The following is a 15,652-nucleotide window of genomic DNA, read 5'->3' on the forward strand; positions in this document are numbered from 1 at the left end:
TGGTCAGACAGTGACGGGATGGTGGGTGGGGCGACAAGCTTTGCTTGAGCGCCAGCCCCGTCCCTTATTTCAATCGACACTCCATGGCGCGCTTGATTGCATCTGCGCTATAACGACCCAAAGCGCGGCTTCTCAGCCCTTTGCCATCAAAAGTAACAGCCAAGACACGCCGCCAATCCCCAGTGGCCACAATCATCTCGGGCCCCTGCCCGCAATCGCGAATCCCACCTTCGATGTAGTCCCAGCCAATCCGGTGATTGCTCAGGCCTTTGCCCGCCGCCACCTCGACCAGCTTGCCATCGACAAACCGCCAGATCCGCAATGTCTTGGCCAGATGTGGACGGTCGATATAGGCTACTTCCACATAGCCATCCCCATCCAGATCCGCCGCTCCTATTGGGGCCAGCCAGCGATTGCGCTGACCAATATGGGGCGTCTCTGCAAGCTTGTGACCAAGGGCGTTGTAGATCGCCAATTGCGCCCCAAGCTGCATGTCGCTTTCCACAACCATGACAGCTTGCATGCCATCACCCAAATCCACCAGGCGCGGGGCAATATCCTCAAAGACATGATCCTGTGGCAATCGCACCGTCACGCGATGCCGATCAGTAGAGGCTTTGGTGCCCTCGCGATCCTGATCACTGACGATGACAAGCCCACCGTATTCCACATCATCGCCCAATACCCCATGGGCGTAACGCGTTGTTGGCGCGTCATAATAGGCGTCGGTTATATCACCCGCGGCAGCCCCCGGCAGCCACAGGCTCAACGCCAGACACGCGCCGCGCATGAGGCGGCGCAAAGGGCGCAACGGATGACGCGGCGCCCCCATCCTGTTAGATCTGCTTTTCGGGCAGTTGCACGACCAAGCCATCCAGATCATCAGTCACCTTGATCTGGCAGGTCAGGCGCGAGCGGGCGGGATCAGGCTCAAAGGCGAAATCCAGCATGTCTTCTTCCATGTCATCCTTGGCCGGAACCTTTTCGACCCAGGCCGGATCCACATAGACGTGGCAGGTGGAACAGGCACAGGCCCCGCCGCAATCGGCTTCGATGCCCGGCACGCCATTGTCGCGCGCGCCTTCCATCACGGTCAGCCCATTGGCCACCTCGATTTCATGCTTGGTTCCATTGTGCTCGATATAGGTAATTTTTGCCATCAGCACCGCTCTCCATACGTTTGTCGCCGGTATACCTAATCCGCCGCCGCCGCCTCTGCCAGCCCCTTTTATGCCCTGCCAGGGGCCGTCCTTCACAATCTCTTGCATTGCGCACCATATGTTCTATCTTTGTTCCCATGCAAATTGCCGCCCCCCATAGGCGTGACTGGCCCAGGCCACCCTCCGCCCTGCCCGCCGAGCGTTTGGTGGAACCGCCAAATGGCGCGCGCGTGACCGTGGCCGGGTTGGTGATACTGCGCCAGCGCCCCGGCACCGCCAATGGGGTGATCTTTCTGACGCTCGAGGATGAAACTGGCATCGTCAATATTATCGTCTGGCGCAAAATGTATGAACGATTTCGCCGCGCGGTGATTGCCGGGCGCATGTTGCGCGTCACCGGCCAGATCCAGCGCGATAATGGCGTCACCCATGTCATTGCGGACACAATCGAAGATATTTCGCACATGCTGGACCGGCTTTTGGACACAGAGCTTTGCACAATGCGCGATAATCGCTAGGGTCAGCCCAAGATAAGTACGCAGGCACGATAAGAGGCCCGAGCAGAATGACCCGTTTTTTCGCCCCGCTTTCCGCGTTGGCGCTATTGGCTGCATGTAGCACATCGCAGCCCGTAACCCGTGCCGCAACCCCCATGGGCCCGCCGCCCATGCCCGAAGCCGACGCCTCGGGCAATTGCTGGGCACGCGAAACAACGCCTGCGGTTTATGAACAGGTCATGGGCGAAGTGCAGGTCGTCCAGGCTGAAATCGCCGAGGATGGAACGGTCATCCGCCCCCCCATCTATCGCAAAGCCCCGGTTGCCCGAGTTGTCATACCACGCGGTGAGATGAAGTTCGAGGCCCCCTGCCCGCCCTATTTCACGCCAGAGTTCATCGCCTCCCTGCAACGCGCCCTTGCCGTGCGCGGCTATTTCCATGGCAATGTCACCGGCGCACTCGACGCGCCGACAACAGCCGCGGTCAAGAAATACCAATCCGAACGCGGCCTTATCAGCGGCCAACTCTCACTGGAAACCGCCCGTAGCCTCGGTCTTATCGCGGTTGAGCGCAGCAGTTTGTGAACGTTATGACCACCAAGAAAATCGCGGCCTGGAAAGACTGCCTTGACGCTCAGATCGACGTATTGAACCAAGCGGGCTATGCGTTTGCGAGTGAAGTTCAATACAAACAACCTCCGCTTTGCCCAGCCAGCTCGCAAGCCAAACGCGCCTGGGATAAGCTAGCGAAACTGAGCCGCCTTCCCGAATTCTGTCTGGAGATGGTCCATCACTTGGGACAAGTCGACCTGCGTCACGCATATCCCCATGACGATGCCAAACCTTTACAAGAGCTCGCCCATTTCGACCCATTCGTCTTTGATCCAGAATATCTGAGCGAAGGTTTTTCGGAAATGTTCTTGAAGCCCGGGCAAAAGTACTTTGTCGAATTTGCACCCGATATAAATCACAAGGCAGATGTGTCAGGCGGTGACGGTTACGGATTTTGGATGGAGATCGAACGCGCCTCCACTTCGCGCCGCCTCGACCCTCAGCAACTCGCCTTTGACGGTGCCGATTGGCAAGAACAACAAGCACCAACGCCTCCCTCTGTCACAGACGTAACAATAGAACCTGTGCAAATGCCACTCCTGGACTATGTCGACGCGACATTGGTAAACGGCGGTTTCTTTGGGTTATACCTTGATGGCGGGTTTAGTGACGTGACTCGCAAGAACATTGAAACCCGAGATCTGGGCACACACCCGATCCTGGATGAACTGCGTGGCATCGCCGCGAAAACCCTCAGCTAACACTCTCAGAAGCCCCTACTAAGACCGCGTCCGCCACTTGTCCAAGGCCTCTTGCGCCTCTTTGGCCAGCGGATCGATATAGAGCTTTTCAAGTTTGGGCATCAAACCGGCTCCGGCAAACCCTTGGGGCAAGGAATAATCTTCCTCCAGATCTTCCTCCTCAAGCTCCAATTCCAAGCTTTCCAAAGACGCGAATTCCGACAGAAGCAGGTTGGTTACCGTCTGTTGATCCACAGGACCACCGGACACGCCGATACTATCGGCAGCCGCGTAGAGCGTTTTCAGGGCCGGATGTCGCACCGGTGCCCGCAGCGCAAATTGCCCAAATAAGTCCAGCTTTTCCAAAGCTGGGCATTGTTCAAGAAACGGCCCGATCTCGCCGAGCTTTCCGTAATACTGCCCGCCATTGAACAATTGCGACATATCGCCGAGAACAGCTTTGCGCAAGGACGGCAAAGGTTGATCCAAACGCACAATGGCGGCGCGCATGTCGTAATCACCCAACCGGTGCTGAGCATAGTAATGCGAGGTTCCGACCGCCAGAATCTCAACCTTTTGGGCCAAGGGATCGCTCATAAAACTGCCGATGAGGTCCACCTGAACAGGCGCGGCTAGAAAAGCCACAGCCTTCAGACCCTCCGGTAAGTTATCAATCGGGTCCAAACCGTCCATCGCCGGAACACCAATCAACAGCTTGCCCTGCCGTTGCGAGCAATTTTTGAACCCATAAGATGCCAGAGCCTTTGCAAAGGGCGATTTGGAATTGCCAAAGGGGTTAAGAGAAAATCGCATGTCCCACGCCTGAAAAAGTTGCGTCTGCCCCTATGCTAGGGTCAGGACCCATTAATTCGCAATGCTCAGCATGGAAAAATACGTGTTATCGGCGGTTTGAATTTCGCAGACAAGGCTGGTTGCCTTGGCAAGAAAATCGAGTCACTGAGAGCATTTATTTCTCCATGCCCGTCCTCCCGAAGGGAGGCCAATAGATATTGGCGCGCCTCTGGCGCGACGGGTTCGCCGGATTTTGCCCCAGCCTGCGTTATATACCCTTGAAAGAGAAACACTAATCCTGCGGGCATATGCCTGGTTTGGAACAAAATCTGGCGAACTGAGCGTCGCGAATTAATGGGTCCTGACCCTAAGCACGCGCCGGGAAACCGCCAACAAAAAAGGGGCCCAGACGGGGCCCCTTTTGAAATGATAGGATTGCTTGCGTTACTCAGTCAAGCCAAGCGCAACAAAGCGTGGATCACCACCACGGCGCACCAGCAGCAGGATCGACTTGCGACCCGCTTCTTTCGCCGCATCAATGCGCTCTTTCAGCGAGTCCAGATCAGCAACCGGGTTTTGCCCCGCTTCGGTGATCAGATCACCCGCGCGCAGACCTTTTTCAAAGGCGGTCGAGGTCTCGTCAACCGCAACCACCGCAAGACCTGTGGCTTTTTCATCCAGGCCAAGCTCGCCACGGATCTCATCCGTCAGTGGGCTCAGGGTCAGGCCCATCAGTTCGAGCTTCGAAGGCTCTTCTGGTGTGTCATCTTCAACGGCGGCAGGCGCTTTGCCCTCAGCCTCTTCACGGCGGCCCAGAGTCACCTTAAGGGTTTGCGTTTCACCGTTACGGTTCACGACAACGCGCACAGTCTTGCCGACCGGAGCATTGGCCACGACGCGCACCAACTGGCGGGTGTCTTCGACCGCTACACCGTCAAAGTTCACGATCACATCGCCAGCTTCGACACCGCCATCCTTGGCAGGACCATCCGGCACATCAGAGACCAGCGCGCCTTTGGCTTCTTCCAGACCCAGCGATTCCGCCAGATCTTCGGTCACGTCCTGTATGCGCACACCCAGCCAACCGCGACGGGTTTCACCAAACTCTTTCAGCTGGTCGACAACCTTGGTGACAACGTTGGACGCCATCGAGAACCCAATCCCGATCGAGCCGCCATTGGGCGACAGGATCGCGGTGTTTACGCCGATCACGTCGCCATCCATGTTGAACAGCGGACCACCCGAGTTACCACGGTTAATAGCGGCATCGGTCTGGATGTAGTCGTCATAGGTCCCGCTCAGCGCACGATTGCGGGCCGAGATAATACCAGCGGACACGGAAAAGCCCTGCCCCAGCGGATTGCCCATCGCCATGACCCAATCGCCAACGCGGCCCGTGTCACTGTCACCAAAGCTGACGAATTTCAGCGGCTCTTCGGCTTCAACCTTGAGCAGTGCAATGTCCGTGTTCGGATCGGTGCCGATCAGCTTGGCAGGCAATTCGAACCCTTCGAAGAATTCGATCAGGATCTCATCCGCGCCCTCGATCACATGGTTGTTGGTTACGACATATCCGTCCTCGGAGATGACGAAACCAGACCCCAGGGCCGAGCTGCGCCGTGGGCGATCACCTTCACCACCGCGATCCTGGAATTCGCGGAAAAAGTCTTCGAACGGGGATCCTTCGGGCACGATCCCCTGTGGGCCACCACGCCCTTCGACAACGGTCGAAGTTGTGATGTTCACAACCGATGGGCTGATGCGTTCAGCCAGGTCAGCAAAGCTTTCGGGCGCGCCGCGGGCATGCGCCATCAGCGATTGCGACAAGATCAGAACCATCGACAATGTCGTCAGCCAGAACAGGCGCAATGGCGTCACATTGTCCTTGGTCAAAGCGAGGGTTTGGGGTTTCAACTTGGCACTCCTTGTCCATTTCGGCGGGTTACACACGTTCTGCATGTTTCTGCTCGCCTCTTGTTAATGTGTCAAAGATAGGTGCGATTGCGCAACACCAAAGGAGGGAAATCCTCACCTCAAGCAAATGTGAGGTGCTGGTGAGCGAAACTTTGCAAACGCAAGCTGTCTATCTTGGCAGAACTCCTGATCAATTTTGGCGGTATTGGGCCAAATCGAAGTTAACGAATTGTAAAAGTCCGCCTTTCAACAAAACCTAATCAAAACCTGTAACGCTTTTGACAAAGACGTGCGATGTCGACCGATGACAAGGGGCACTGGCCTTCCTATCTGGGCTGTGAAATATCTTTGCCAAAGCGAACACAACCAGATGAGGCCCGTCATGAGCACCTTTGATTTCGATCTTTTTGTCATTGGCGGAGGCTCTGGCGGCGTTCGGGCCGCACGTGTCGCAGCGGGTGAAACCGGTGCCAAGGTTGGCCTGGCCGAAGAAGACCGCTATGGCGGCACCTGTGTTATTCGCGGCTGTGTGCCCAAGAAACTGATGGTCTTTGCTTCGGGCTATCCCGAAATGGTCGCCGAAGCCCAGGCCTATGGCTGGGATATGAGCGCCGGGGATTTCAACTGGGATCACTTCCACGACAAATTGACGACCGAGTTGGACCGTCTCGAAGGTATCTATCGCAAATTGCTCGCCGGTAGCGGTGTCGAAAGCTTTGATGCCCGCGCCAAGATTGTCGATGCCCACACGGTCGAGCTGTCGACCGGCGAGCGCAAGACGGCCAAGCATATCCTGCTCGCCATGGGCGGCCGCCCGGTCATCCCGGATTTCCCCGGTTCGGAACTGGCGATTTCCTCGAACGAGATTTTCCACCTGCCGAAACTGCCCGAAAACATCCTGATCGTTGGCGGCGGCTATATTGCTTCGGAATTTGCCGGGATCATGAATGGGCTTGGCGTGAAGACCACGCAATTTTACCGCGGCGAACAGATCCTGCGTGGCTTTGACCAGGAAGCACGCGACCTGATCGCCTCTGAAATGATCCGCAAGGGTGTTGACTTGCAACTCAACACCAATGTCGCGTCATTGGAAAAAGCCGGAGATCGCATCAAGGTCACCGACACCAATGGAGTCGAAACCCTGTTTGACCACGTGATGTTCGCCACCGGTCGCCGCCCCAATACCGACGATATGGGTCTCGAAGAGGTGGGCGTTAAAATCGGCAAAAAGGGCGAGGTCATTGTGGATGAGTATTCCCAAACCGCCGTTCCTTCGATCTATGCGATTGGTGACGTAACTGACCGCGTGAACCTGACTCCGGTTGCCATTCGCGAAGGCATGGCCTTTGTCTCGACCGTGTTCCGCGGCGACCCCATGCCGGTTGATCACGAGCTGATCCCAAGTGCAGTCTTTACCCAACCGGAATTCGGCACAATTGGTCTCTCCGAAGAAGAGGCCAAGGCGCAGGAACCGATCGAAGTCTACACGACAAATTTCAAGGCCATGCAATCCAGCTTTGCCGGGGGCGAGGAAAAAGTGCTGATGAAACTGATCGTCAGCCAGGCCAACCGCAAGGTCTTGGGCTGCCATATCGTCGCACCAGCGGCGGGCGAAATGATCCAGTTGGCCGGAATCGCCGTAAAAATGGGGGCAACGAAAGAAGATGTCGACCGAGTGGTTGCGGTTCACCCCGTAATGGCCGAAGAACTTGTCACAATGCGGAACCCCACGCGGACTGGTTGAATTTTAACCAAATCACGCACAGGTTACTGTAGATAAGACGCCAGAGGACCAGAGAAGGACAACGCTTCATGGCAGGAAACAGTGGCGGCCCCTGGGGGGGCGGCGGAAATAACGGGAATAATGGCAGCGGCAATAATGGTCGCGGCCCGCAAGGTGGCGGGGGCAAACGCCCCGATGACGGCCAGATTCCCGAAATCGACGAGTTGATGAAAAAAGGTCAGGAGCAGCTGCGCGTGCTCATGGGCGGGCGCAGTGACAATGGTGGTGGCCGTCGCAATGGCGGCGGTGGCAGCCCGGCGGGCCCTGGCTTTACCCGTGGGACCGTGGCCTTGGGCGTGTTCGGTCTGATCGCTCTGTGGCTTTTCGCCAGCTTTTACACCGTGCGCCCGGAAGAGCAGTCAGTTGAGCTTTTCCTTGGTGAATATTCCAGCACCGGCAATCCGGGTCTGAACTTTGCACCTTGGCCGCTGGTAACCGCCGAGGTGGTCAATGTGACCTCGGAACGTTCGGAAACCATCGGGGCTGGCCGGAACGGCAATGGACTGATGCTGACCACGGACGCCAACATCGTCGACATCGATTTCCAGGTCGTTTGGAACATCACCGATCCGGCGAAATACCTCTTCAACATCCGCGACCCCGAACTGACCGTTCAAGCGGTGTCTGAGGCGGTCATGCGCGAAATCATCGCGGCGACCAACCTCGCTCCGATCCTGAACCGTGATCGTGGTGTCATCGCCGACACCGCCATGGCCAATATCCAGACCACTCTTGATGAGTATGAATCGGGTATTTCCATTGTTCGCGTGAACCTGGCCAAGGCTGACCCGCCACGCGAAGTCATCAACGCCTTCCGCGAAGTTCAAGAAGCCGAGCAAGAGCGAGATCGTTTGGAGCGCCAGGCGGATGCCTATGCCAACAAGGTTGTGGCCGAAGCCCGTGGTTCTGCGGCGCAGGTTCTGGAACAGGCCGAAGCCTATCGCGCCCGCGTTGTGAACGAAGCCGTCGGTGAGGCCGCGCGCTTTACCTCGGTTCGCGAAGAATACGCCAAGGCACCAGATGTGACGCGCAAGCGTCTGTATCTGGAAACCATGGAAAACGTGCTGGGCGGGGTCGACAAAATGATCCTCGATCCCAGCCTGACCGGCGAAGGCGGCGTTGTCCCCTATCTGCCACTGAATGAGCTGACCCGCTCGAGCGGAGGCAAGAACTGATGCGCAAGACAACTTATCTCCTTCCCGCTTTTGTGGTGTTGCTGGTGATCTTCCTTTCGTCGATCTTTGTGGTTGATGAACGGGAAAAGGCGCTGGTGCTGCAATTTGGTCAGATCAAGGCCGTGAAAGAAGAGCCGGGCCTGGCCTTCAAGATCCCTCTGATCCAAGAGGTTGTGCGGTACGAAGACCGTATCCTGTCGCTGGATTCCGAAGAGATCGAAGTCACCCCGTCAGACGACCGCCGTCTGGTTGTGGACGCCTTTGCCCGTTATCGGATTTCCGATGTGGTTCAATATCGCCAAGCGGTGGGTGCCGGTGGCACGCGCGTTGCCGAGGAACGCCTGTCCGGCATTCTCAACTCGATGATCCGCGAAGTGCTGGGTGCCGATCAGGTGACCTCTGACCGCATCCTGTCCGAAGATCGCCGCGAGCTGACCGACCGTATCCGTGACCGCGCCCGGCTACAGGCGCAATCGCTGGGGCTTGAGGTTGTGGACGTGCGTCTGAAGCAAACCAACCTGCCGCCCACCAGCCTTGAGGTAACCTTTGCCCGGATGCGTGCAGAACGTCAGCGTGAAGCCGCAGACGAAATCGCCCGCGGTAACGAAGCTGCTCAGCGTGTCCGCGCCCTGGCGGATCGTACCGTGGTGGAAACCACCTCGGAAGCTGAGAAAGAAGCGAACATCATTCGCGGTGAAGCGGATGCGGAACGCAACCGTGTCTTTGCCGAGGCCTATGGCGCGGATGAGGAATTCTTTGCTTTCTATCGCTCGCTGCAAGCTTATGAAAAGGCGCTGCAAGGCGGCAATTCGTCAATCATCATGACGCCGGATAGCCAGTTCTTTGACTATTTCGGAAGCGAAACCGCGGCACCTGCTCAGCAATGAGCTGGACAGATATACTAACGGGGATCGGAATGGTCCTCGTGATCGAGGGGCTGGTCTATGCACTAGCCCCTTCGCTTGTGGAGCGCCTGCTGGAAGCGCTGCGCGAGATGCCCTTGGACGCACGACGCAACCTGGGTCTGGCAACCCTAGTGACCGGTATCATCTTTTTGTGGATTGCGAATTAACGCCTACGATCCCGGCAAGCGGTAATAAATTTCGTGCACGAAATTTGCAAATTCCGTCGACGGAATTTGTTTCGCACCGCCTGACACGTCACTCCGACCTGACCGACAGTCCTTGGATCTTAAATATCGCGGAACAGATTGTCGGTCTCGACAAAATCCAGGCGATCTTCTGACACGGTGCCCTCGTTGATGTCGCGGGTTTCGACCCGACCATCGCCATAGCCGATCACCACCTTGTCGCAAATATCGATAAACAGCCCGTTTTCAACAACGCCGGGGATCTGATTGATCACCATGGCCAGCTGGCGCGGATTGCCAATTCGCCCAAGATGCAGGTCCAGAATATGGTTCCCCTCATCCGTGACAAAGGGCACGCTGCCATTCATACGAAGCGAAGCCTGCCGCCCCATCACATCCATGGAAACAAGGGTTTCCTCGATCAGGGCCTGGGTGGTTTGCCAGCCAAAGGGAATAACCTCGATCGGCAGGGGAAAGCTGCCGAGGTGCTCGACCTCTTTGGCCGCATCAGCAATAACCACCATCTGGTCAGACGCCGTTGCAACGATCTTTTCCTGCAACAACGCCCCGCCGCCGCCTTTGATCAGCGACAGATCCGCATCAAATTCATCCGCCCCATCAATGGTCAGATCCAGCCAACGCGCCTCGTCCAGCGAGATCACCTTGATCCCGACCTCGCGCGCCAATTGCGCCGTGCGGGTCGAGGTCGGCACGCCCAGGATCTTGAGCCCGTCTTGCTCAACCATTTCCCCAAGGCATCGCACCAGCCAAGCGGCCGTAGATCCCGTCCCAAGCCCCACGCGCATGCCGTCTTCGACAAACTCGGCCGCACGTTTGGCCGCAACGAATTTGGCCTTGTCTATGGGGGACAGCTCTCCGGTCATGGGGCACCTCGGATTGGGACAGACTCTTTATGCGGGCAAATCCTTATAAACCGGTTTCGCCCGCTTGCGAGAGAAATTTCCCTATAAAATGGTGCGCATTACCCTCGCACGCGCACCGGATCAAACCCAAGAAGGAAGCGGGATTTCGACGGGACCTTGGCCGCGATAGGTTTACAGGTCGCACGCGCGTCCAAGATGTTTGTGCCAGATTTTGCCACAGTAAAGTAACCCAATCCCCGCAACACCTTCTTGCCCTGCACCTTGACGAAACCTTTGCGCAGAATTGCGCGATTGTGTCTGGACATGGTCGAATGCTTATCCGAGGCAATCGCCCCGCATACCATGATCTGCCCGTTTTGCTCGATGACCCGCCATGCCAAATGGGTTTTTCCCAAACCACTTGTCCATTGGCTGGAGCTGATGCTGAAATCTTTGGTTACAGGAATTGTCGGTAGTTTGTCTTGGGAAACCGCAGGAGAGGCGGAAAGCGAAACTACGGCAAAACAGACAGCCAGCAGATGCGATTTAATAGGTTTGGGCATAACATTCTCTAGTCAGTTGTGAAACTGCCCCTATTTAGCGTCACATCCTCGAACGTTCCAGCTATTTCAGTAGATTACGCCGCTGCATCCCTTCGCAGTTTACCGCCAGTTTGCATCTGCTGCTTTCAATGGCCACCTAATCCAATCATAGTTACCAGCCACGTCAAACCGCCCCCAAAGAACGCACCTATCAAATAAGGCAGGACTTGCCGCCACATGGGTACCTTCGGTTCCTGTCCAACCCGTATTTCCACTTCACGCCATAAAGCAGGCGGCGGGGTTTGGGGCTGGACCGTCTCAAAATAGGTGCAGAAATAGGCCTGCCAGGCCGCAACATCCTGTTGCAGGTCACGATCCTTGTTGAGCTTCGTCTCAAAAGGCGTTGCTTCGGCATCGCTCAGCAGACCCAGGACATATTCAGCCGCGGTGGCCTCGTCCCCTCCGGGCAGATCAGCGGGCATAGCGTCAACGTCAACTGTCATCGGCTCAGACACTCCCGCAGTTGCAACACGCTGCGTCGCAAGGCCGCGCGCAGCTCTCCCCCCTGCTTCCCGGTGATCTCAGCCAGGTCCGCATAAGTCATCCCGGCCTTAAAGGCCCGTTCCATCCAGCTTGCCCGATCTGGGGGCAGTTCCAACAGGCAGGCCTGCAATTGGACCGCCTCGGCACTGCCACCCGCATTGGGGGCGTCGGTTGCGTATAGGCGTTCCGTAATGTCCAGCGCGGCGGGAATGCCCGTGTTGCGACGTTGCTGCCGCAAATGCGCCACCGCTGTGTCCCGCGTCAGTGTGAGCAACCAAACATGCGGCGGCACGCCATTGGCGCGCATCATCCCCGCCATTTGCCAAACCCGCTCAAACACATCTGTCAGGATATTCGATGCCGCGCTTTCATCTTCGACCAAATAAACCGCCACGCCATACAAATCAGCCCCGACACAATCATACAGCCCGCGCAGAGCGCGGTGGTCCCCTTTGGCAACCTCGGTCAGCAATGTTTCGATTTCCGATGACTTGGGCTGTAACTGCATCACGCACCCCACCACATATCCCGCCCCTTGGATGCCACAAACCAACGCGCCGGTCCACGAAACTCTGCCCCTCGCCCACCGGAACGCGCCTTAAGGCCAGTCCGCATCTTGGCCTCGGCCATCCCTCGTTCCGGCGAATTTCGCGGCATGGCGCGGTCTTATTGCGGCTCGGCCCGCAGAAACGATTGCAGCCCCTTGCCCCTGCTGGCGAAATGAGGCACGACAAGGCGACGTTAAGACAGCCCGATTGAATAAGGACACCGGAACATGGCGGACGGCATGATTGATATCAACGCGAAACCGACTGAAGAGATCTCTGTCCGTGAAACCTTTGGAATCGATAGCGATATGGTTGTTCACGGCTTTCCCGAGAACAGCGACCGCGTTCCCGATATCGACAGCACTTACAAGTTTGATCCTGACACGACCCTCGCGATTCTGGCCGGTTTCCGCAACAACCGCCGCGTGATGATTCAGGGCTATCACGGCACCGGTAAGTCCACCCATATCGAACAAGTTGCCGCGCGCCTGAACTGGCCTGCGGTTCGTGTGAATCTGGACTCACATATCAGCCGGATCGATTTGATTGGTAAGGATGCGATCAAACTGGTGGATGGCAAGCAGACCACCCAGTTCCAAGAAGGCATCCTACCCTGGGCCCTGCGCAACCCGACCGCCATCGTGTTCGACGAATATGATGCAGGCCGTGCTGACGTTATGTTCGTGATCCAGCGCGTGCTGGAAACCGATGGTAAGCTGACCCTGCTGGATCAGAACGAAGTCATCACCCCGCACCCTTATTTCCGCATCTTTGCGACCGCCAACACCGTGGGTCTGGGCGACACAACCGGGCTCTATCACGGCACGCAACAAATCAACCAAGGTCAGATGGACCGCTGGTCGCTGGTTGCCACGCTGAACTATCTCTCGATTGACGCGGAAACGCAGATCATCCTGTCCAAGGCCCCGCATTACAACACCGAGGCCGGTCGCAAGACCATCAAACAGATGGTCACCGTCGCCGATTTCACCCGCCGCGCCTTTATGAATGGCGAACTGTCGACTGTGATGTCGCCACGGACCGTGATTGCCTGGGCACAGAACTCGGAAATCTTCCGCAATGTCGGCTATGCCTTCCGCCTGAGCTTCCTCAACAAATGTGATGAGCTTGAACGCCAGACAGTGGCCGAGTTCTACCAGCGCTGCTTTGACGAAGAACTGCCTGAAAGCGCAGCGAATGTGAGCTTGGGCTGATGATCCGGCTTGGTGCATTTCTGTTGATTTGCACCACCAACGCCGTGATTGCCGACCAAAACTCTATTTGGTCGGTGACGCCTCGTAATACGTTAGTAAATTGCGCAGCCCATTTTGAGGCACGAGCTATTTGGCGAGAAACGCTAACCGGGGCGCGTGATGCACATGCGATCATGATGCGCGCACGCGCGAACCGCCTAATTGACGAAATGCACAGTGCCGCCAAGCCCATTGCTCCAAGGATGCCTGGGCAAACGATGCCTTTGAATAGTTTGCCGAAAAACCATGAGTTGAAGGCTCGGGTTGAAAGCTGGCTGGTCGTCTTCGCAAACCACGGCCATCTCCATCCCTGCATGGAAGATCCGGCTTGCACAAAATGTAACACGGTTTTTAATTGGCCTTCTTTGGCTTATTGACCAAGGCAGGCGTGCCTATCGTGCCGCCTTTTCCATTAACGCTAAATGTGACAGCTCAAGTCTTGAAAGGCCCATTATGCATCTCGGTCTCATTGGCGGCATAGGCGTCGCAGCCACCGTGGTTTACTACCAGCGCCTGACCGCCGCCGTGGGCGGGCCGTTTGATCTGACCATCGAACATGCCGACGTACAGGCCTTGATCGTCAACAACCTTGCGGACCGTCGCGAAGAGCAGGCCGAGATTTATGCCCGCCATATTGACCGCCTCGCCGAGGCGGGCTGTGACGCGGTGGCGATCACCTCTCTGGGTGGTCACTTTTGCTTTGAGGAAACCGTCAAACGCTCCGCCCTCCCCTTGATTTCCGCCGTTGCCCCTTTGGACGACTTCTTTGTTTCCGAAGGGATCAAGACAGTGGGCCTGTTGGGAACGCGCGTTGTCATGAACACCCGCCTTTACGGGCAGTTGACCCAGACCAAAGCCGTCGCACTGGACGGTCGGATTGACGAGATCGGGCAGAGCTATCAGGACATGGCCGTCGCTGGCATTTGCACGCCAGAACAGCGCCAGCTGTTTCTCGGTGCTGGCTAGGACATGGTTGATCATCTGGGCGCGGATGCGGTTGTTTTGGCGGGCACTGATCTGAACCTCGCCTTTGATGGGCAGGCCACCAACTACCGGGTGATTGATGCGCTGGATGTGCATATTGCCCTGCTGGCGGATCTCATCACCGGCCGCGCGACGCTGTAAATCACCCCCGTTGTTTCCAGATCAGAAACACAGCGACGCCCTTTCTCAGGCTTGTAACCTTTTGTTAAGCCTGTTTTGCTGGTCCAAAGATTTGGCTGGGGGGCTGAGATCATGGGGTTGGGGATTGTCGCGCGTGCCGCGTGTTTCACTTTAGGTCTGATTGCGGCTTCTGGCGCTCAGGCCACAAGCGACGCTGACAGGCATGTCATGCAATATTGCGCCGGAGTCTTTGATGCGCGGGCCAAATGGCTGGATGTCATGAGGCCCGGCGATACCCAATCTGTCACGATGTCGGCCCATCGCGACCAATTGCTCGCCGCTTCGGACTATTCCGTAACCGACAGAACCGCACCGCTGCGCTATGGGGCCACGGAAACCCGGTTTGACGAATACAGCTTGGCTCTGTTGACCCGTTTTGCGGAACGGGGCGAGGTTTCCTCCTGCAGTCAGGACGCGCTGTGCGTGGCCTGTACAGAGCTTTTGCCGACCGGATCAAAACTGCATGATTGAAGGCCAGCGGCGTTCCGAGCCGTTGCAGCACCGTGGCAAACCTGTGTTTTTAGGATCACTTTTATTAAAAGTTTTCATTTCGCTTAAGCATTAAGCGATAAATTGCCCCTATCATCCAAAATATGGGCGATCTGAAAACAATTTTAGGAAGTCTGACACTGGCGCTTTTGTCGAGCCTGCCAGCACATGCCATGCCCGACGCCCCGCGTGATCAGGCGCAGTTTTTTGCCACATGCTTGGGTCGTTTTTCAGCAACCCGCGAACATGCCTGGTTAATGGGGGGTGAAGATCATCAGGCCGAGGCCGGGTATTCCCTGTTTCAGGATTTGCTTTCCGCTGTGATCGACGATGCCCGCCAGTCGGGGCTGAGCGGCAAGACCGTGCTGGCCAACCGGATTGAGGCCAAGATGGCCCATGCCCGCCTGTTACAGGCGGCAACCTTTCAACAGGATGAACGGCGGCGGCACATGTCGCAGCGTTTGGCCGATCAGCACCTGATGACCTGCCAAATCATGGTGCTAAGCTAACCGCCCGACCGCTCTAAAACGCCGCTTTCCCTCTTGCGG

21 protein-coding genes are annotated in these 15,652 nt (G+C 56.9%); 13 read left to right on the forward strand and 8 right to left on the reverse strand.

All coding sequences use genetic code 11. The features are described from left to right. Positions 1–64 precede the first annotated feature (64 nt). Entirely contained in the window at positions 65–832 is a 768-nt protein-coding gene (locus tag CLV87_RS00530) for a VCBS repeat-containing protein (protein ID WP_235871793.1), read from the reverse strand. A gap of 4 nt (positions 833–836) precedes the next feature. Then, the gene (locus tag CLV87_RS00535; RefSeq protein ID WP_099244322.1) at positions 837–1,160 is read right to left on the reverse strand and encodes a 2Fe-2S iron-sulfur cluster-binding protein; all 324 of its coding nucleotides are present in this window, start codon (positions 1,158–1,160) and stop codon (positions 837–839) included. 137 nt (positions 1,161–1,297) lie between these two features. Here CLV87_RS00535 and CLV87_RS00540 point away from each other — a divergent pair, with 137 nt between their 5' ends. The 3 genes from CLV87_RS00540 to CLV87_RS00550 are packed head-to-tail and all read left to right on the forward strand — an operon-like array spanning position 1,298 to position 2,969. Next, positions 1,298–1,678 carry an OB-fold nucleic acid binding domain-containing protein gene (locus tag CLV87_RS00540; protein ID WP_099244320.1) on the forward strand — a complete coding sequence of 127 codons (381 nt, stop codon included), beginning with the start codon at positions 1,298–1,300 and terminating at the stop codon, positions 1,676–1,678. A gap of 47 nt (positions 1,679–1,725) precedes the next feature. Continuing rightward, positions 1,726–2,241 carry a peptidoglycan-binding domain-containing protein gene (locus CLV87_RS00545; protein WP_099244317.1) on the forward strand — a complete coding sequence of 172 codons (516 nt, stop codon included), beginning with the start codon at positions 1,726–1,728 and terminating at the stop codon, positions 2,239–2,241. Positions 2,242–2,246: 5 nt separating this feature from the next. Then, a complete protein-coding gene (locus tag CLV87_RS00550) occupies positions 2,247–2,969 on the forward strand; it encodes a hypothetical protein (protein WP_099244315.1) in 723 nt (240 codons plus the stop codon). Between the two features lie 18 nt (positions 2,970–2,987). Here CLV87_RS00550 and CLV87_RS00555 read toward each other — a convergent pair whose 3' ends face one another. Both CLV87_RS00555 and CLV87_RS00560 read right to left on the reverse strand, forming a co-directional pair. Continuing rightward, entirely contained in the window at positions 2,988–3,761 is a 774-nt protein-coding gene (locus CLV87_RS00555) for a hypothetical protein (RefSeq protein WP_099244313.1), read from the reverse strand. Between the two features lie 423 nt (positions 3,762–4,184). After that, the gene (locus CLV87_RS00560) at positions 4,185–5,579 is read right to left on the reverse strand and encodes a DegQ family serine endoprotease (RefSeq protein ID WP_370739634.1); all 1,395 of its coding nucleotides are present in this window, start codon (positions 5,577–5,579) and stop codon (positions 4,185–4,187) included. A 457-nt stretch (positions 5,580–6,036) separates the two neighbouring features. Here CLV87_RS00560 and gor point away from each other — a divergent pair, with 457 nt between their 5' ends. The 4 genes from gor (at position 6,037) to CLV87_RS00580 (ending at position 9,684) form a co-directional block, all read left to right on the forward strand. Then, positions 6,037–7,398: a glutathione-disulfide reductase gene (gene gor, locus CLV87_RS00565; RefSeq protein WP_099244309.1), complete on the forward strand. Its 1,362-nt coding sequence runs from the start codon at positions 6,037–6,039 to the stop codon at positions 7,396–7,398. A gap of 68 nt (positions 7,399–7,466) precedes the next feature. Continuing rightward, a complete protein-coding gene (gene hflK, locus CLV87_RS00570) occupies positions 7,467–8,612 on the forward strand; it encodes an FtsH protease activity modulator HflK (RefSeq protein ID WP_099244307.1) in 1,146 nt (381 codons plus the stop codon). Then, positions 8,612–9,499 (forward strand): protease modulator HflC, encoded by an 888-nt coding sequence (gene hflC, locus CLV87_RS00575; RefSeq protein WP_099244305.1) that lies wholly within the window; start codon positions 8,612–8,614, stop codon positions 9,497–9,499. The genes hflK and hflC overlap by 1 nt, the downstream gene beginning before the upstream one ends. Next, positions 9,496–9,684 carry a DUF2065 domain-containing protein gene (locus CLV87_RS00580; RefSeq protein ID WP_099244303.1) on the forward strand — a complete coding sequence of 63 codons (189 nt, stop codon included), beginning with the start codon at positions 9,496–9,498 and terminating at the stop codon, positions 9,682–9,684. The genes hflC and CLV87_RS00580 overlap by 4 nt, the downstream gene beginning before the upstream one ends. A gap of 119 nt (positions 9,685–9,803) precedes the next feature. Here the strand turns inward: CLV87_RS00580 and rpiA are convergent, their stop codons facing one another. The 4 genes from rpiA to CLV87_RS00600 form a co-directional block, all read right to left on the reverse strand. Beyond that, positions 9,804–10,586 carry a ribose-5-phosphate isomerase RpiA gene (gene rpiA, locus CLV87_RS00585; RefSeq protein ID WP_099244301.1) on the reverse strand — a complete coding sequence of 261 codons (783 nt, stop codon included), beginning with the start codon at positions 10,584–10,586 and terminating at the stop codon, positions 9,804–9,806. 98 nt (positions 10,587–10,684) lie between these two features. Beyond that, complete coding sequence (locus CLV87_RS00590; protein WP_099244299.1) at positions 10,685–11,128, reverse strand: hypothetical protein; 444 nt, start codon at positions 11,126–11,128, stop codon at positions 10,685–10,687. Positions 11,129–11,253: 125 nt separating this feature from the next. Next, positions 11,254–11,610, reverse strand: coding sequence for a hypothetical protein (locus tag CLV87_RS00595; RefSeq protein ID WP_099244297.1), 357 nt, complete (start codon positions 11,608–11,610; stop codon positions 11,254–11,256). After that, positions 11,607–12,158, reverse strand: a complete 552-nt coding sequence (locus tag CLV87_RS00600) for a sigma factor (RefSeq protein ID WP_099244295.1) — start codon at positions 12,156–12,158, stop codon at positions 11,607–11,609. Before CLV87_RS00600 ends, CLV87_RS00595 begins: the two co-directional genes overlap by 4 nt. Positions 12,159–12,425: 267 nt before the next feature. Here CLV87_RS00600 and cobS point away from each other — a divergent pair, with 267 nt between their 5' ends. The 6 genes from cobS (at position 12,426) to CLV87_RS00625 (ending at position 15,613) form a co-directional block, all read left to right on the forward strand. Continuing rightward, positions 12,426–13,412: a cobaltochelatase subunit CobS gene (cobS, locus tag CLV87_RS00605; protein WP_099244293.1), complete on the forward strand. Its 987-nt coding sequence runs from the start codon at positions 12,426–12,428 to the stop codon at positions 13,410–13,412. Beyond that, complete coding sequence (locus CLV87_RS00610) at positions 13,412–13,828, forward strand: hypothetical protein (protein WP_099244291.1); 417 nt, start codon at positions 13,412–13,414, stop codon at positions 13,826–13,828. The genes cobS and CLV87_RS00610 overlap by 1 nt, the downstream gene beginning before the upstream one ends. A gap of 76 nt (positions 13,829–13,904) precedes the next feature. Beyond that, entirely contained in the window at positions 13,905–14,417 is a 513-nt protein-coding gene (locus CLV87_RS00615; RefSeq protein WP_306438014.1) for an aspartate/glutamate racemase family protein, read from the forward strand. A gap of 3 nt (positions 14,418–14,420) precedes the next feature. Then, positions 14,421–14,576, forward strand: coding sequence for a hypothetical protein (locus CLV87_RS24315; RefSeq protein WP_306438013.1), 156 nt, complete (start codon positions 14,421–14,423; stop codon positions 14,574–14,576). A gap of 111 nt (positions 14,577–14,687) precedes the next feature. Then, on the forward strand, positions 14,688–15,086 hold the full coding sequence (locus tag CLV87_RS00620; protein WP_099244289.1) for a hypothetical protein: 399 nt from the start codon (positions 14,688–14,690) through the stop codon (positions 15,084–15,086). A gap of 122 nt (positions 15,087–15,208) precedes the next feature. Beyond that, positions 15,209–15,613 carry a hypothetical protein gene (locus tag CLV87_RS00625; protein WP_099244287.1) on the forward strand — a complete coding sequence of 135 codons (405 nt, stop codon included), beginning with the start codon at positions 15,209–15,211 and terminating at the stop codon, positions 15,611–15,613. Positions 15,614–15,652: the final 39 nt, after the last annotated feature.

This window comes from Pelagimonas phthalicica, assembly GCF_004364805.1.
Taxonomy (GTDB): domain Bacteria; phylum Pseudomonadota; class Alphaproteobacteria; order Rhodobacterales; family Rhodobacteraceae; genus Pelagimonas; species Pelagimonas phthalicica.

Coding starts and splice junctions, on each gene's coding strand:
- gor (WP_099244309.1), top strand. CDS start 6,037: ATGAGCACCTTTGATTTCGATCTTTTTGTCATTGGCGGAGGCTCTGGC.
- hflC (WP_099244305.1), top strand. CDS start 8,612: ATGCGCAAGACAACTTATCTCCTTCCCGCTTTTGTGGTGTTGCTGGTG.
- CLV87_RS24315 (WP_306438013.1), top strand. CDS start 14,421: ATGGTTGATCATCTGGGCGCGGATGCGGTTGTTTTGGCGGGCACTGAT.
- CLV87_RS00555 (WP_099244313.1), bottom strand. CDS start 3,761: ATGCGATTTTCTCTTAACCCCTTTGGCAATTCCAAATCGCCCTTTGCA.
- CLV87_RS00600 (WP_099244295.1), bottom strand. CDS start 12,158: ATGCAGTTACAGCCCAAGTCATCGGAAATCGAAACATTGCTGACCGAG.
- CLV87_RS00580 (WP_099244303.1), top strand. CDS start 9,496: ATGAGCTGGACAGATATACTAACGGGGATCGGAATGGTCCTCGTGATC.
- CLV87_RS00615 (WP_306438014.1), top strand. CDS start 13,905: ATGCATCTCGGTCTCATTGGCGGCATAGGCGTCGCAGCCACCGTGGTT.
- CLV87_RS00595 (WP_099244297.1), bottom strand. CDS start 11,610: ATGACAGTTGACGTTGACGCTATGCCCGCTGATCTGCCCGGAGGGGAC.
- CLV87_RS00540 (WP_099244320.1), top strand. CDS start 1,298: ATGCAAATTGCCGCCCCCCATAGGCGTGACTGGCCCAGGCCACCCTCC.
- CLV87_RS00530 (WP_235871793.1), bottom strand. CDS start 832: ATGGGGGCGCCGCGTCATCCGTTGCGCCCTTTGCGCCGCCTCATGCGC.
- hflK (WP_099244307.1), top strand. CDS start 7,467: ATGGCAGGAAACAGTGGCGGCCCCTGGGGGGGCGGCGGAAATAACGGG.
- CLV87_RS00545 (WP_099244317.1), top strand. CDS start 1,726: ATGACCCGTTTTTTCGCCCCGCTTTCCGCGTTGGCGCTATTGGCTGCA.
- CLV87_RS00610 (WP_099244291.1), top strand. CDS start 13,412: ATGATCCGGCTTGGTGCATTTCTGTTGATTTGCACCACCAACGCCGTG.
- CLV87_RS00550 (WP_099244315.1), top strand. CDS start 2,247: ATGACCACCAAGAAAATCGCGGCCTGGAAAGACTGCCTTGACGCTCAG.
- CLV87_RS00620 (WP_099244289.1), top strand. CDS start 14,688: ATGGGGTTGGGGATTGTCGCGCGTGCCGCGTGTTTCACTTTAGGTCTG.
- CLV87_RS00625 (WP_099244287.1), top strand. CDS start 15,209: ATGGGCGATCTGAAAACAATTTTAGGAAGTCTGACACTGGCGCTTTTG.
- cobS (WP_099244293.1), top strand. CDS start 12,426: ATGGCGGACGGCATGATTGATATCAACGCGAAACCGACTGAAGAGATC.
- CLV87_RS00590 (WP_099244299.1), bottom strand. CDS start 11,128: ATGCCCAAACCTATTAAATCGCATCTGCTGGCTGTCTGTTTTGCCGTA.
- rpiA (WP_099244301.1), bottom strand. CDS start 10,586: ATGACCGGAGAGCTGTCCCCCATAGACAAGGCCAAATTCGTTGCGGCC.
- CLV87_RS00560 (WP_370739634.1), bottom strand. CDS start 5,579: ATGGTTCTGATCTTGTCGCAATCGCTGATGGCGCATGCCCGCGGCGCG.
- CLV87_RS00535 (WP_099244322.1), bottom strand. CDS start 1,160: ATGGCAAAAATTACCTATATCGAGCACAATGGAACCAAGCATGAAATC.